General features: G+C 53.0%; 16 protein-coding genes. 5 read left to right on the top strand and 11 right to left on the bottom strand.

Translation table 11 applies throughout. The annotated features are described in order from the left end of the window. Positions 1–26 precede the first annotated feature (26 nt). The 4 genes from CWM66_RS18425 to mtgA all read left to right on the top strand — a co-directional run bounded on the left by CWM66_RS18425 (position 27) and on the right by mtgA (position 5,009). Positions 27–953 carry a TIGR01212 family radical SAM protein gene (locus tag CWM66_RS18425; RefSeq protein ID WP_071921602.1) on the top strand — a complete coding sequence of 309 codons (927 nt, stop codon included), beginning with the start codon at positions 27–29 and terminating at the stop codon, positions 951–953. Positions 954–1,054: 101 nt separating this feature from the next. Beyond that, positions 1,055–3,397: an aerobic respiration two-component sensor histidine kinase ArcB gene (gene arcB, locus CWM66_RS18420; RefSeq protein WP_072439301.1), complete on the top strand. Its 2,343-nt coding sequence runs from the start codon at positions 1,055–1,057 to the stop codon at positions 3,395–3,397. A gap of 230 nt (positions 3,398–3,627) precedes the next feature. Then, positions 3,628–4,281 (top strand): isoprenoid biosynthesis glyoxalase ElbB, encoded by a 654-nt coding sequence (gene elbB / locus CWM66_RS18415; protein WP_072439303.1) that lies wholly within the window; start codon positions 3,628–3,630, stop codon positions 4,279–4,281. Next, positions 4,278–5,009: a monofunctional biosynthetic peptidoglycan transglycosylase gene (mtgA, locus tag CWM66_RS18410; protein ID WP_035942012.1), complete on the top strand. Its 732-nt coding sequence runs from the start codon at positions 4,278–4,280 to the stop codon at positions 5,007–5,009. The genes elbB and mtgA overlap by 4 nt, the downstream gene beginning before the upstream one ends. 1 nt (position 5,010) lies before the next feature. On the opposite strand, the gene npr is transcribed toward mtgA, so the two are convergent. The 11 genes from npr to CWM66_RS18355 form a co-directional block, all read right to left on the bottom strand. Further along, entirely contained in the window at positions 5,011–5,283 is a 273-nt protein-coding gene (npr, locus tag CWM66_RS18405) for a PTS phosphocarrier protein NPr (protein WP_007369893.1), read from the bottom strand. Next, positions 5,280–6,134 (bottom strand): RNase adapter RapZ, encoded by an 855-nt coding sequence (rapZ, locus tag CWM66_RS18400; RefSeq protein ID WP_007369894.1) that lies wholly within the window; start codon positions 6,132–6,134, stop codon positions 5,280–5,282. The genes npr and rapZ overlap by 4 nt, the downstream gene beginning before the upstream one ends. A gap of 42 nt (positions 6,135–6,176) precedes the next feature. Further along, complete coding sequence (ptsN, locus tag CWM66_RS18395; RefSeq protein WP_007369895.1) at positions 6,177–6,668, bottom strand: PTS IIA-like nitrogen regulatory protein PtsN; 492 nt, start codon at positions 6,666–6,668, stop codon at positions 6,177–6,179. 81 nt (positions 6,669–6,749) lie between these two features. Further along, positions 6,750–7,037 (bottom strand): ribosome hibernation promoting factor, encoded by a 288-nt coding sequence (gene hpf / locus CWM66_RS18390; RefSeq protein ID WP_007369896.1) that lies wholly within the window; start codon positions 7,035–7,037, stop codon positions 6,750–6,752. A gap of 22 nt (positions 7,038–7,059) precedes the next feature. Beyond that, the gene (gene rpoN / locus CWM66_RS18385) at positions 7,060–8,493 is read right to left on the bottom strand and encodes an RNA polymerase factor sigma-54 (RefSeq protein WP_035887975.1); all 1,434 of its coding nucleotides are present in this window, start codon (positions 8,491–8,493) and stop codon (positions 7,060–7,062) included. Positions 8,494–8,541: 48 nt separating this feature from the next. Beyond that, positions 8,542–9,267 carry an LPS export ABC transporter ATP-binding protein gene (lptB, locus tag CWM66_RS18380; protein ID WP_007369898.1) on the bottom strand — a complete coding sequence of 242 codons (726 nt, stop codon included), beginning with the start codon at positions 9,265–9,267 and terminating at the stop codon, positions 8,542–8,544. Positions 9,268–9,273: 6 nt separating this feature from the next. Beyond that, the gene (gene lptA / locus CWM66_RS18375) at positions 9,274–9,828 is read right to left on the bottom strand and encodes a lipopolysaccharide ABC transporter substrate-binding protein LptA (RefSeq protein ID WP_007369899.1); all 555 of its coding nucleotides are present in this window, start codon (positions 9,826–9,828) and stop codon (positions 9,274–9,276) included. Continuing rightward, positions 9,797–10,372 carry an LPS export ABC transporter periplasmic protein LptC gene (gene lptC / locus CWM66_RS18370; protein WP_007369900.1) on the bottom strand — a complete coding sequence of 192 codons (576 nt, stop codon included), beginning with the start codon at positions 10,370–10,372 and terminating at the stop codon, positions 9,797–9,799. Before lptC ends, lptA begins: the two co-directional genes overlap by 32 nt. Next, complete coding sequence (gene kdsC, locus CWM66_RS18365) at positions 10,369–10,935, bottom strand: 3-deoxy-manno-octulosonate-8-phosphatase KdsC (protein ID WP_007369901.1); 567 nt, start codon at positions 10,933–10,935, stop codon at positions 10,369–10,371. Before kdsC ends, lptC begins: the two co-directional genes overlap by 4 nt. A gap of 14 nt (positions 10,936–10,949) precedes the next feature. Next, entirely contained in the window at positions 10,950–11,936 is a 987-nt protein-coding gene (gene kdsD, locus CWM66_RS18360) for an arabinose-5-phosphate isomerase KdsD (protein WP_007369902.1), read from the bottom strand. A 13-nt stretch (positions 11,937–11,949) separates the two neighbouring features. Further along, positions 11,950–12,924 carry a calcium/sodium antiporter gene (locus CWM66_RS18355; RefSeq protein ID WP_007369903.1) on the bottom strand — a complete coding sequence of 325 codons (975 nt, stop codon included), beginning with the start codon at positions 12,922–12,924 and terminating at the stop codon, positions 11,950–11,952. Between the two features lie 229 nt (positions 12,925–13,153). On the opposite strand from CWM66_RS18355, the gene mlaF reads away from it, so the two are divergent. After that, positions 13,154–13,966, top strand: coding sequence for a phospholipid ABC transporter ATP-binding protein MlaF (mlaF, locus tag CWM66_RS18350; RefSeq protein WP_043956383.1), 813 nt, complete (start codon positions 13,154–13,156; stop codon positions 13,964–13,966). Positions 13,967–13,972 lie beyond the last annotated feature (6 nt).

Below are 13,972 nucleotides of genomic sequence, written 5' to 3'. Positions count from 1 at the left end.
CTTTCGTCAGGGCGGCCTTTCAGATTATGCAGTTACAGAAATTAGTCAATATGTTTGGTGGGGATCTTGCTCGCCGATATGGAGAAAAAGTCCATAAACTCACTTTGCATGGCGGTTTTAGCTGCCCAAACCGCGATGGCACCATCGGACGCGGCGGGTGTACGTTCTGTAATGTCGCGTCTTTTGCCGATGAGGCACAGCAGCATCAATCCATTGCTGACCAGCTTGCTCATCAGGCGAACCTCGTCAATCGCGCACGTCGCTATCTCGCCTATTTCCAGGCTTACACCAGCACCTGGGCGGAAGTGCAGGTGCTACGGTCGATGTACCAGCAGGCGATAAGCCAGGCGAACATTGTGGGTTTGTGCGTCGGCACGCGCCCTGATTGCGTGCCGGAAGCGGTGCTGGATTTGCTTTGTGAATACCATCAACAGGGTTATGAAGTGTGGCTGGAATTGGGCCTGCAAACTGCTCACGATAAAACGCTGCATCGCATCAACCGTGGGCATGATTTCGCCTGCTACCGGAAAACGGCGCAACAGGCCCGTCAACGCGGTCTGAAAGTCTGCACGCATTTGATTGTCGGGTTACCGGGGGAACGTCGCGTGGATTGCCTGGAGACCCTACAGCGCGTTACAGATGCTGGCGTTGATGGCATTAAGCTGCATCCGCTGCATATCGTAAAAGGCAGTATTATGGCGAAGGCATGGGAAGCTGGCCGCCTGAATGGTATTGGCCTGGAAGAGTATACCGTTATTGCCGGAGAGATGATTCGCCATACGCCGCCGGAGGTGATCTATCACCGCGTTTCCGCCAGCGCGCGCCGTCCGACCCTGCTGGCGCCGCTGTGGTGCGAAAACCGCTGGACCGGCATGGTGGAGCTGGATCGCTATCTGAATGAGCAGGGCGGACAAGGTTCGGCGCTTGGGCGCTGCTGGCAATTGCCCGTCTGAACCGGCGACGAAACTCTAACTCTCACCGCATTTTTCACACAAGCTTCAATCCCTTGCCCAGAATTGAGTATTATTGAGCGCAATTGTCCGAGGGAAACTCTATGAAGCAAATCCGTTTACTGGCGCAATACTACGTCGATCTGATGATGAAGCTTGGTCTGGTGCGCTTTTCCTTGCTGCTGGCTTTAGCGCTGGTGGTGCTGGCAATCGTCGTGCAGATGGCGGTCACCATGGTATTGCAGGGTCAGGTGGAGAGCATTGATGTTATCCGCTCGATCTTTTTTGGTCTGCTGATCACTCCGTGGGCGGTCTACTTTTTATCGGTGGTGGTTGAGCAGCTGGAAGAATCCCGTCAGCGCTTATCGCGGCTGGTAGAAAAACTCGAAGAGATGCGCGATCGCGATCTGAAGCTCAATGTGCAGTTAAAAGATAATATTGCCCAGCTTAACCAGGAGATCAGCGATCGTGAAAAGGCTGAAGCGGAGCGCCAGGAGACCTTTGAACAGCTAAAAATAGAGATGCAGGAGCGCGAGCAAACGCAGATCCAGCTCGAACAACAATCCTCCTTTCTGCGCTCTTTCCTTGATGCCTCACCGGATTTGGTTTTCTACCGTAACGAAGATAAAGAATTTTCCGGCTGTAACCGGGCGATGGAACTGCTGACTGGCAAAAGCGAGAAGCAGCTCATTCACCTGAAACCGCAGGATGTCTATTCTGAGGAAGCCGCAGCGAAAGTTATTGAAACCGATGAAAAAGTCTTTCGTCATAACGTATCGCTGACCTACGAACAGTGGCTGGATTATCCGGACGGGCGCAAAGCCTGTTTCGAAATCCGTAAAGTGCCTTATTACGACCGAGTGGGTAAACGCCACGGGCTGATGGGCTTTGGCCGCGATATTACTGAGCGTAAACGCTACCAGGATGCGCTGGAGCGGGCCAGCCGGGATAAGACCACCTTCATTTCCACGATTAGCCATGAACTGCGTACACCGCTGAATGGCATCGTCGGCCTGAGCCGGATCCTGCTCGACACGGAGTTAACGCAGGAGCAAGAGAAATACCTGAAGACCATCCATGTTTCCGCCGTGACGCTGGGAAATATCTTCAACGATATTATCGACATGGATAAAATGGAGCGCCGTAAAGTTCAGCTTGATAACCAACCGCTGGATTTCACCAGCTTCCTTGCCGATCTGGAAAACCTTTCCGGTTTGCAGGCGCATCAAAAAGGGCTGCGTTTTGTACTGGAGCCAACGTTGCCGCTGCCGCACAAGGTGATTACCGACGGTACGCGTCTGCGGCAGATTCTGTGGAACCTGATCAGCAATGCGGTGAAATTTACTCCGCAAGGTCAGGTTGAAGTGCGCGTTCGCTACGATGAAGGCGAAATGCTGCACTTCGAAGTGCAGGATTCCGGTATCGGTATTCCGCGCGACGAGCAGGATAAGATCTTTGCCATGTATTACCAGGTCAAAGATAGCCACGGCGGCAAACCGGCCACGGGAACGGGTATCGGGCTGGCCGTTTCACGTCGCCTCGCCAAAAATATGGGGGGGGATATCTCTGTCAGCAGCCAGCCAGGCGCCGGGTCCATCTTTACGCTGACCGTTCATGCGCCCGCAGTGGCGGAAGAAGTTGATGACGCTTTCGAAGATGATGATATGCCGTTGCCAGCGCTGCATGTGCTGCTGGTTGAGGACATTGAGCTGAATGTCATTGTCGCGCGCTCGGTGCTGGAAAAGCTGGGTTGTAGCGTCGATGTGGCGATGACCGGAAGCGCCGCGCTGGAGATGTTTGCCCCTGGCGAATACGATCTGCTGCTGCTGGATATTCAGTTGCCGGACATGACCGGGCTGGATATTTCCCGCACGCTAACCAGCCGTTACCCGCGCGAAGATCTGCCGCCACTGGTAGCACTGACAGCCAACGTGCTGAAAAACAAACAGGAGTATCTCGATGCGGGCATGAATGACGTATTGAGCAAACCGCTGGCGGTCCCGGCATTAACTGCCATGATTAAAAAGTTCTGGGATACAAACGCCAATGAGGAGAAGCAGGTGACGACTGTCGATAACAGCAAAGTACAAACGGTGCTGGATACGGCCATGCTTGAGCAATATATCGAGCTGGTTGGGCCTAAATTGATCACCGATGGGCTGGCTGTCTTTGAGAAAATGATGCCGGGCTATCTCAATGTGCTTGAGTCAAATCTTACGGCCCGCGATCAGAAAGGCATAACCGAAGAGGGACATAAGATTAAGGGCGCGGCAGGCTCTGTCGGTTTACGTCATCTGCAGCAACTGGGGCAACAGATCCAGTCTCCCGATCTTCCGGCGTGGTGGGACAATGTCGGCGAATGGGTGGAAGAGATGAAACAGGAGTGGCAGAACGATGTGGCGGTACTGAAAGCCTGGGTTGCGGCGGTGGACGCTGGAAAAAAATGACCCCGGATTAACCGGGGTGCGCGAATACTGCGCCAACACCAGGGAAACCGTAGCTGCGCCGTAGTTTTTACTCTTTTTTGCAAGGGCGTAGCCTGAAAAAATTCGACCACACGCACATAAGATAGCAAATCTTAAATGATTTGTTACATCAATCAGTGAAATGTGTGAAGCAAGGCTCCCTTATCAAAATTTTTAATTATCGACAGTACGCTGCATAAAGGATGAGCAAAATGAAAAAAGTAGGCGTGATTCTTAGCGGCGCGGGTGTCTATGACGGTGCGGAAATCCATGAAGCGGTGATCACGTTACTGGCGATCGCCCGTTCAGGTGCTGAGGCAGTTTGTTTCGCGCCGGATAAATGGCAGAGCGATGTGGTGAATCACCTGACGGGTGATGTCATGACGGAGAGCCGCAATGTGCTGGTCGAAGCGGCCCGAATTGCGCGTGGAGATATCCGGCCGCTGGCACAACTATCAGTAAATGATCTGGATGCGCTGATTGTGCCTGGTGGTTTTGGTGCGGCCAAAAATTTGAGTAATTTTGCCAGCCAGGGCAGCGCGTGTGTTGTCGATAATACGCTTAAACAGCGAGTGCTGGAGATGCATCAGGCGGGTAAACCGCTGGGATTTATGTGTATCGCTCCGGCGTTGCTGCCGAAAATTTTCGACTTCCCGCTGCGTCTGACAATCGGTACGGATGTCGATATCGCTGAAGTGCTGGAAGAGATGGGCGCGGAACATGTGCCGTGCCCGGTGGACGATATTGTGGTGGATGAAGAGAATAAAGTGGTAACCACGCCAGCGTATATGCTTGCTGAGGATATTGCGCAGGCTGCGGCGGGGATCGAAAAGCTGGTTGCGCGCATACTGGTGCTGGCGGAATGAGAAATGGCTTTCGCGGCCCGCTGAAAACTATGCTGAAACGTATTGCGCTGCGGGTTTTACTGGTACTGGCCATTTTCTGGGGCGGCGGCATTGTGCTGTTCAGCTTTCTGCCGGTGCCATTTTCTGCCGTGATGGTCGAGCGGCAAATTGGGGCCTGGCTGACAGGTAACTTTGGTTATGTTGCTCATTCCGACTGGGTCAGTATGGATGAAATTTCGCCGTGGATGGCGCTGGCTGTTGTCGCAGCAGAGGATCAGCGTTTCCCCGATCACTGGGGGCTGGATTTTGGCGCGATCCAGAAGGCACTTTCACATAATGAACGCCATGAGAACCGTATTCGCGGCGCGTCGACTATCTCTCAGCAAACGGTGAAAAACCTGCTGTTATGGGATGGAAAAAGTTGGGTGCGAAAAGGGCTGGAAGCCGGGCTGACGCTGGGGATGGAAGCGGTGTGGACGAAACGGCGTATCCTGACGGTGTATCTTAATATTGCGGAGTTTGGCGACGGCGTGTTTGGCGTGGAAGAGGCGGCTCAGCGCTATTTTCACAAACCGGCCAGCCGGTTAACCATGTCGGAAGCGGCATTGCTGGCGGCAGTACTGCCAAACCCAATACGTTTCCAGGCGGCAGCGCCATCCGGCTATGTCCGCAGCCGTCAGGCGTGGATCCTGCGCCAGATGCGCCAGCTCGGAGGCGAAGGCTTTTTGCAGAACAATAAGCTGTACTAACTCAGTCTTCGTCAAAGCCCGCGTTAAACAGGGCAATCACGGCTGCCAGGGCTTCTTCTTCCTGCGGGCCGCTGGCTTCGACTTCAATTTGCCGCCCTTTTGCGGAATCCAGCATCAGCAATGCAATCACGCTGCTGGCTTCCGCTTCGGTGCCTTCGTCGTTACGCAGTAACACTTCTGCGTCAAACCCCTGTACCAGCTCAAACAGTTTCATCGCCGGGCGCGCATGCATGCCCAGTTTATTGGTGATCTCAACGGTTTGTTTTACGGTCATGTTTTGCGTTTTTCCAGCGTACGGTGACGGGACTGAACGTTTTTACCGCGCGAGCGGAAATAATCTGCCAGCTGTTCGGCGACATAAACAGAACGATGCTTACCGCCAGTACAGCCGATAGCGACGGTCAGATAGCTACGGTTGTTGGTTTCCAGCATCGGTAACCACAGTTCAAGATAACTGCGGGTCTGGTAAATAAAATTGTGCACTTCGGTATGCCGGTCAAGGAACGCCGCGACAGGTTTGTCGAGACCGGTCATCGGGCGCAGTTTCGGATCCCAGTGCGGGTTGGGCAGAAAGCGAACGTCAAAGACGTAGTCAGCATCGATAGGAATCCCGTGCTTAAAGCCGAACGACTCAAAGACCATGGTCAGTTCGCGCTCGCGCTTGCCGAGCAGGCGAGTGCGCAGCATTTCGGCCAGCTCATGTACCGACATTTCGGAGGTATCGACAATCAGGTCCGCGCGGGAACGCAGTGGCTCCAGCAGGTTGCTCTCTTCATCGATAGCACTTTCCAGCGATAAATTTTTGCTGGAGAGCGGATGTAAGCGGCGCGTATCACTGTAGCGACGAATCAGCGTGTTGCGGTCAGCATCAAGGAACAGCAACTGCGGCGAGAAGGCGTCAGGCAGGCTGCTCATCGCCTGTTCAAAAATTTCCGGTGATTCCGGCATATTACGCACATCAATACTGACGGCGGCAGAGGTCTGACGATCGGCGAGTGTCTGCGCCAGTTGCGGCAGCAGCACTACCGGCAGGTTATCGACACAATAGAAGCCCATATCTTCCAGGGCGCGCAGGGCCACGGATTTGCCTGAACCCGAACGACCACTTACGATCATCAGGACCATGAACCGTTTCTCCCCATAACGACAAAAAAGGTGTTCTTCCCGTTACGCATCGTCGCTTTCGCCTTCTGTCTGCGTGATTATCTGATACAGCTCTTCATCGTTCTGCGCACTGCGCAGGCGACGGCAAATGGTTTTATCCGCCAGCCGTTTGGCCACCAGCGAGAGCGTATGCAGATGCGTTTTGGTTTGATCGGCCGGCACCAGTAGTGCAAACAGCAGATCGACAGGCTGATTATCGATAGCGTCGAAAGCAATGGGCGTTTCGAGTTGTACAAAAACGCCGACGGCGCGCAGCGTGTCCTCTTCCAGCTTACCGTGGGGGATGGCTATACCGTTACCAATACCGGTACTGCCCATCTTCTCACGCGTAAGAATGGCTTCGAAAACGACCTGTGGCGGCAGGCCAAGCTGTTTTGCCGCCAGTTCACTGATGATTTCCAGAGCACGTTTTTTGCTCTGGCAGTGAACGCCGCTACGTGTACATTCCTGGTTAAGGACATTGCTCAGTTGAAGAGCGGAATCGTTATTCATCATAATTTCACCTAAGCGCCGTCAGAGCCACGCACCCTACCGGGTTGCGGTAGGGTGCAACGCGCCAAACGAACGCCCGGACAATTAGTGTTGTTTCAGTTTATCTTTATGTTTCGTGAGCTGCCGCGACAGTTTATCGATCAAACCGTCGATGGCAGCGTACATATCCTGTCCTTCCGCGCTGGCATGCAACTCGCCTCCATTAACATGCAGGGTTGCATCCGAGGTATGGATCACTTTCTCCACTTTCAACACAATATAGACCTGATTAATCCTTTCGAAATACTGCTCAAGCTTGGCAAATTTGCTGTTCACAAATTCACGTAAGGCATCAGTGATTTCGACGTTTTGTCCTGTGATGTTAAGCTGCATAGTGTCTTCCTTATCGGTTGGGTCACACCAGCTGTTTACGCTGGTTAGACGGCGGAATGGATAAAGACTCTCGATACTTCGCAACGGTACGCCGCGCTACCATAATTCCTTGATCGGAAAGGAGCGTCGTCAGCTTACTGTCGCTCAGTGGTTTTGCAGGGTTTTCTGCGGCGATTAATTTCTTAACCAGTGCGCGAATGGCTGTTGACGAGGCTTCGCCGCCGCCTTCCGTATTCACATGGCTGGAGAAGAAATACTTCAGTTCAAAAATGCCGCGAGGACTGTGCAGGTACTTCTGCGTTGTCACACGGGAAATCGTGGACTCGTGCATTTCGACGGCCTGAGCGATATCCGCCAGCACCATCGGTTTCATAAACTCTTCGCCCTGTTCAAAGAATGCCTGCTGCTGCTCGACGATGCAGCGGCTGACGCGCAATAGCGTGTCATTACGGCTTTCAAGGCTTTTGATCAGCCACTTCGCTTCCTGCAAATTACTGCGGATAAACTGGGTGTCGGCGTCATTGCGCGCGCCGCCGCCCATTGAAGCGTAGTGCTGGTTGATTTGCAGACGCGGAATGCTGTCGGAGTTCAGTTCTACCGTCCAGCGCCCGTTGTGCTTACGCACCAGCACATCCGGGATGACATATTCTGGTTCACCGGTCTGGATCGACTGGCCGGGGCGCGGATCCAGCGACTGGATCAGATTTACTGCTTCTTTCAGCACATCCTCTTTAAGACGTGTGACGCGCATGAGAGAGCGGAAATCATGGTTAGCGAGCAGATCAAGGTGATCGCTGATAATCAGGCGAGCCTCTTCACACCAGGGCGTATCTTTCGCGAATTGGGACAGTTGGATCAACAGGCAGTCGCGCAGATCGCGCGCAGCGACGCCAACCGGATCGAAACGCTGAACGCGCTTTAATACCGCTTCAACTTCATCGAGACCGATTTCTTCATCGCCCATGCTTTCCAGCACATCCTCAAGCGACACGGTAAGGTAGCCGGTCTCATCGACAGCATCGACAATAGAGGTTGCGATTGCGCGATCGGTATCGGAAAACGGCGTTAACTCTACCTGCCACATCAGGTAATCCTGAAGAGACTGTGTCGTTTCACCCTGATAAATCGGCAGTTCGTCATCAATATAATCGTGGCTGCTGCCGGAAGGCGTTCCGGCGGTATAAATCTCATCCCAGCTGGCGTCCAGCGGCAGCTCTTCAGGCATCTCTTTCTGTTCGAGCGCGTCTACAGTATCCAGGCCTTCATTTTCCTGGGTTTGTTGGCTATCCACTTCTTCATGAAGATCGGCTTGTTCCAGCAATGGGTTACTCTCCAGCGCTTGCTGAAGTTCCTGCTGAAGTTCTAACGTAGACAGCTGCAACAGACGGATAGCCTGTTGCAGTTGCGGCGTCATAGCTAGCTGTTGGCTAAGCCTTAATTGCAAACCTTGCTTCATATTCAGAGCAGCACTCTCCGCCAAAATACCTCAATAAACTCTACCCTATCAGAGTCTGAAGTCTTCCCCAAGATATACGCGCTTAACGTGTTCGTCTTCAAGGATTTGCTGCGGTGTACCATGAGCAATTAAATGCCCCTGGCTGACGATATAAGCACGTTCACACACCGCCAGCGTTTCGCGAACATTGTGATCAGTAATTAACACGCCTAACCCACTGTCACGTAAGTGTTCAATGATGCGTTTGATGTCGATAACCGAAATAGGATCGACGCCCGCAAAGGGTTCATCCAGCAAGATAAATTTAGGATTTGCCGCCAGTGCGCGCGCAATTTCAACGCGGCGACGTTCACCACCGGAAAGGGACTGTCCCATATTGTCGCGCAGATGCTCAATATGGAACTCTTCCATCAACTCGTTAGCGCGATCCTCGCGCTGTTCGGAAGTCAGATCGTCACGGATCTGAAGCACCGCCATCAGGTTGTCGTACACGCTCAAACGACGAAAAATAGACGCTTCCTGCGGCAAATAACCGATGCCGCGACGTGCGCGCGCATGCAGTGGCAGTAAGCTGATATCGTCGTCATCAATAATGATATTGCCCGCGTCACGCGGAACAATCCCGACCACCATATAGAAGGTGGTCGTTTTCCCTGCGCCGTTAGGGCCAAGTAGCCCAACAATTTCGCCAGAGTTAACGGTCAGGCTGACGTCTTCAACCACGCGGCGACCCTTATAGGCTTTCGCGAGATTCTTTGCAGTTAATGTTGCCATAACGAATTAGTTACTCTTCTTAGGAGCCGGGGTTTGGGTGTTGCCCTTGTCCTGCAACTGCGACGGCACCAGTACGGTGGTGACGCGTTTACCTTTGTCGCTGAACGCCTGCATTTTCTGCTCTTTCACCAGGTAGGTGATCTTGTCGCCTGTGATGTTGCTGTCCAGCTGCTCGAGATAGGCCTTACCGGTCAGCACGACAAAATCTTTTTCCAGCTCGTAGTGCATCTGTAAAGCGTGGCCTTTCACCGGTTTGCCGTTGTCCTGCATCTGATAAAACGTAGCCGGGTTGCCATAACCATCAATGATCTCTTTGCCTTGCTGGCCGCCCGGACGCGTCACCACCACTTTATCGGCGTTGATTTTAATGGTTCCCTGCGTCACCACGACATTGCCGGTGAAGGTGACAATATTGCCCTGCATATCCAGCGACTGCTGATCGGAGTCGATATGGATCGGCTGTTCGGTATCACCGGTCACGGCAAAAGCCGGAAGCGCAGCGGCAAAAAGCGTACTGGCAAGAACCAGGTTAAGGCTGAGTTTGTTTGTTTTGAATTTCATAGGAGCTTCTAACCTTTTCAATCAGCTCGGCGTTTTTGCTGCGTAAGTTGCCGCGCATTTTCAGGCCGGTGGAATTAAATGTTGTTCCGTACAATGTTACCTGATCATCGGAAGTAACATCCTGCGTTACCAGATTGATCTGGGCGTTATCCGTGGTGATTTTTCGTAGCTGTGCATCTGCTGTCAATGCGTTGACCTCAACATGTCCGTAAAGGTAAAGCATTCTGTCGCTTGTTAATTTCGCTTTATCTGACTTAATTGACCAGGTCGGTATTTTGTTCTGGTCAAAGGTTGTCAGCACCGGTTTCGCGTACCAACTCACGCCATCGACGGAGTAGTATTCGACATTTTGCGCAATCAAGCGGTAGTTGAGCGCACCTTCCGGGCTATAAACCACCGTGTCGGTGTGTTTGCTGGTGTAGGTTGGCGCTTTGTCGTCAGTTGTGGTTTGTTCAGGTTCATCCTGAGAGGTCAGGTTAATACCAATCAGTACCAAAGCGACCAGCGCCAGTAGAATAATGACCCAACGTCTGGTTTTACTCATATCGATTGCCCTTTGGCCTCATCCAGCTTGCCCTGCGCCAGCAGCAACAAATCACACACTTCACGGACTGCGCCGCGGCCTCCATTGATGCGCGTAACATAATCGGCACGCGGAAGCAGCAAGGGATGCGCATCGGCGACGGCAATGCTTAGACCAATTTCGGCCATCACCGGCCAGTCAATTAAATCATCACCCACATAGGCAACCTGCTCCGGCGTTAGCGCCAGCCTGGCCAGTAATTCATGGTAGGCCAGTAGTTTATCCGACTGTCCCTGATACAGGTGCTTAATCTTCAGGGTTTCACAACGATCTTCTACCAGTTTAGCTTTTCGACCGGTAATAATGGCGATCTCAATGCCGGAAGTTAATGCACAGCGGATCCCGTAGCCATCGCGAACGTTAAACGCTTTTAGCTCTTCCCCATTGTTGCCCATATAGATGAGGCCATCGGATAGCACGCCGTCCACATCGAGGATCAGCAGGCGAATTTTTTCCGCTTTACTCATGACTTGCGCGCTAACCGGCCCATAACAGGTTGGAAGCGACGCGCCAGCATTACTCATTCTGATGTCCTTCTTTACACTACGCCAGCGCGCAGCAAATCATGCATATGTAACACACCCAGCAACTGGTCGCCATCGGCAACCATCACCGAGGTAATGTGGCGGGACTGCATCAGGTTCAGCGCATCAACCGCAAGCGTATTAGGCCGTACGCGAATGCCGCCCGGTGTCATCACGTCAGCAATACCCATGTTGCGTACATCTCCGCCCATATCAAACACGCGACGTAAGTCGCCGTCGGTAAAAATGCCTTCGATCTTCATCAGATCGTCGCAGATCACCGTCATACCTAAATTTTTGCGTGTGATCTCCAGCAGCGCATCGCGCAAACTGGCGGCCTTGCTGACATGCGGGATCTCATCGCCGGTGTGCATGATATCGTTGACGCGCAACAACAGCTTGCGTCCCAGCGCGCCGCCAGGGTGAGAAAGGGCGAAATCCTCTGCGGTAAACCCACGCGCTTTCAATAGCGCAACCGCCAGCGCATCACCCATGACCAACGCGGCTGTGGTACTGGAAGTCGGCGCCAGGCCAAGCGGGCAGGCTTCTTTAGGCACCTTCACGCAGAGATGAATATCCGCCGCGCGCGCCATACTGCTTTCCGGGCGGCTGGTCATACAGATCAGCGAAACTTTTAGCCGTTTCAGTACCGGGATCAGCGCCAGTATTTCGTTTGATTCGCCAGAGTTAGACAGGGCGATCACCACATCCTGCGGGCTGACCATACCCAGATCGCCATGAGCCGCCTCGCCGGGATGGACAAAAAAGGAAGGGGTACCCGTGCTGGCGAATGTGGCCGCCATTTTTCTGCCGATATGGCCAGATTTTCCCATCCCCATCACCACTACTTTGCCGGCGCAATAGAACATTTTCTCGCACGCCTGGGCGAAGTCATGGTTGATGTATTGATCAAGCTGTGCGAGGCCTTCACGTTCAATCTCGAGGACGTCTTTGCCTGCTTGTTGAAAGTCAAAACCCGGCTGCAAATCTATTTGCGACATAATGCGTATCCGATTATCCAGTCAAAAGCGGCGACAGCCAGTACAGCATCGCCAGCCATACGATAAACCCGCTAAACAGCAGCGCGCCCACGCCCTTACTGATCTGCTTACGTTTCCAGCAGGTAAGGGCAAAAATGGCGCTGACCAGTAGCATCACGCCATAATCACGCGTAAAAGCCATCGGGTTAAACGTGCCCGGCGCAATCAGCGCGGGCAAGCCAAGCACGATAGCAATATTAAAAATGTTGGAGCCAATGATATTGCCTATAGCAATATCGTCTTCCCCCTTGCGTGCTCCCGCAATGGCTGTTGCCAGTTCCGGAAGCCCGGTGCCGATGGCAATAACCGTCAGGCCAATGGTGAGTTCGCTGATCGCAAAATAGTTCGCCACCACGGTGGCGTTATCCACCACCATGCGTGTTGCCATCGGCATAATAATCAGCGCGACGCCCAGCCACAGGCAGGCGACAGAGAGCGTGCCATCGCGTGGCAATTCAGCCAGTTGCTCGCGTGTCAGGCTATCATTGCCCTGACGCTCGGCGTGGCGGGCAATTTTAACAATGAACACCAGCCATAGCACGGCTAATAACAGTAAAATAATGCCATCTACGCGCGTTAGCTGCCCATCGTAAAGCACAGCGCCAGCCAGCAAGCTGGCTAACAAGGTTAGCGGTAATTCTCGACGCAGAATATCGGAATGCACGGTAAAAGGGTGCAGCAGCGCCGCGACGCCGAGAATCAATAAGATATTGGTAATGTTGGAGCCGATGGCGGTACCGATAGCCAGATCAAGCTGGCCATGAAAGGAGGCTGCAACCGAGGTGATAATTTCTGGTAATGACGTGCCGATACTGACAACGGTCATCCCGATGATTAAAGGGGGTACGCCTAATGCCCGGCAAAGTATCGAAGCTGCGAACACCAGACGATCGGCGCTGTAGACCACCAGGAGTAAACCAATTATCAATAGCGCCGTGGCTAAAAGCATCTAACGTCCTTTCTTAAGGTATAATTCTGCCGGTTTGCAGGCCGCCATGTCGTGCGAAACCGGACGTTACGCATAGCGTAATGATTCCTAATTTTGACTTTATGCGGCTCAAAAGTAAAACAAATGCCAGCTTTCGCTAACCTCCGCGGGTAATATTCTGTAAAAATATTGGGTTTTAGATGTTAGCAAGCGTCATGCTTATATCCGATAAGGTCGAAAGGAAAAGAAAATGAGCCAGACTGTGGCGAATCTGGTCGATGTCCGTGGCGTGAGTTTTTCCCGCGGCAATCGATCCATCTTCGACAATATTTCACTGACGGTACCGCGCGGTAAGATCACCGCGATCATGGGGCCGTCGGGGATCGGCAAAACAACGCTGCTGCGCTTGATTGGCGGCCAGATCCCGCCAGACAAAGGCGAGATATTGTTTGATGGCGAGAACGTGCCGGCAATGAGCCGTTCGCGTCTTTTTACCGTACGTAAACGAATGAGCATGCTGTTCCAGTCTGGCGCGCTGTTCACGGATATGAACGTTTTTGACAACGTTGCTTATCCCTTGCGTGAGCATACGCATCTGCCCGCGCCGCTATTGCACAGCACGGTGATGATGAAGCTGGAAGCCGTCGGTTTGCGCGGCGCCGCATGGCTGATGCCTTCGGAGCTCTCTGGTGGCATGGCGCGACGTGCTGCGCTGGCGCGCGCTATCGCGCTGGAGCCGGATCTGATCATGTTCGATGAGCCGTTTGTTGGTCAGGATCCAATCACTATGGGCGTGCTGGTAAAATTAATTTCTGAACTCAATAGCGCGCTTGGCGTCACATGCATCGTGGTTTCTCATGATGTGCCTGAAGTGCTGAGCATTGCTGATTATGCCTACATCGTGGCTGACCGTAAGATCATTGCCCACGGTAGTGCGCAGGGGTTACAGGAAAATAGCGATCCTCGCGTGCGTCAGTTCCTTGATGGCATTGCCGATGGCCCGGTGCCGTTCCGCTATCCGGCTGGTGATTACCAGCTCGATTTATTAGATTCAGGGAGTTAAGACGCT

The sequence above is a fragment of the Kosakonia sp. H7A genome (assembly GCF_003028445.1).
Classification (GTDB): Bacteria; Pseudomonadota; Gammaproteobacteria; order Enterobacterales; family Enterobacteriaceae; genus Kosakonia; species Kosakonia radicincitans.
The sequence above is the reverse complement of the archived record's forward strand: the minus strand, read 5'-3'. Positions and strand labels throughout refer to the sequence as shown.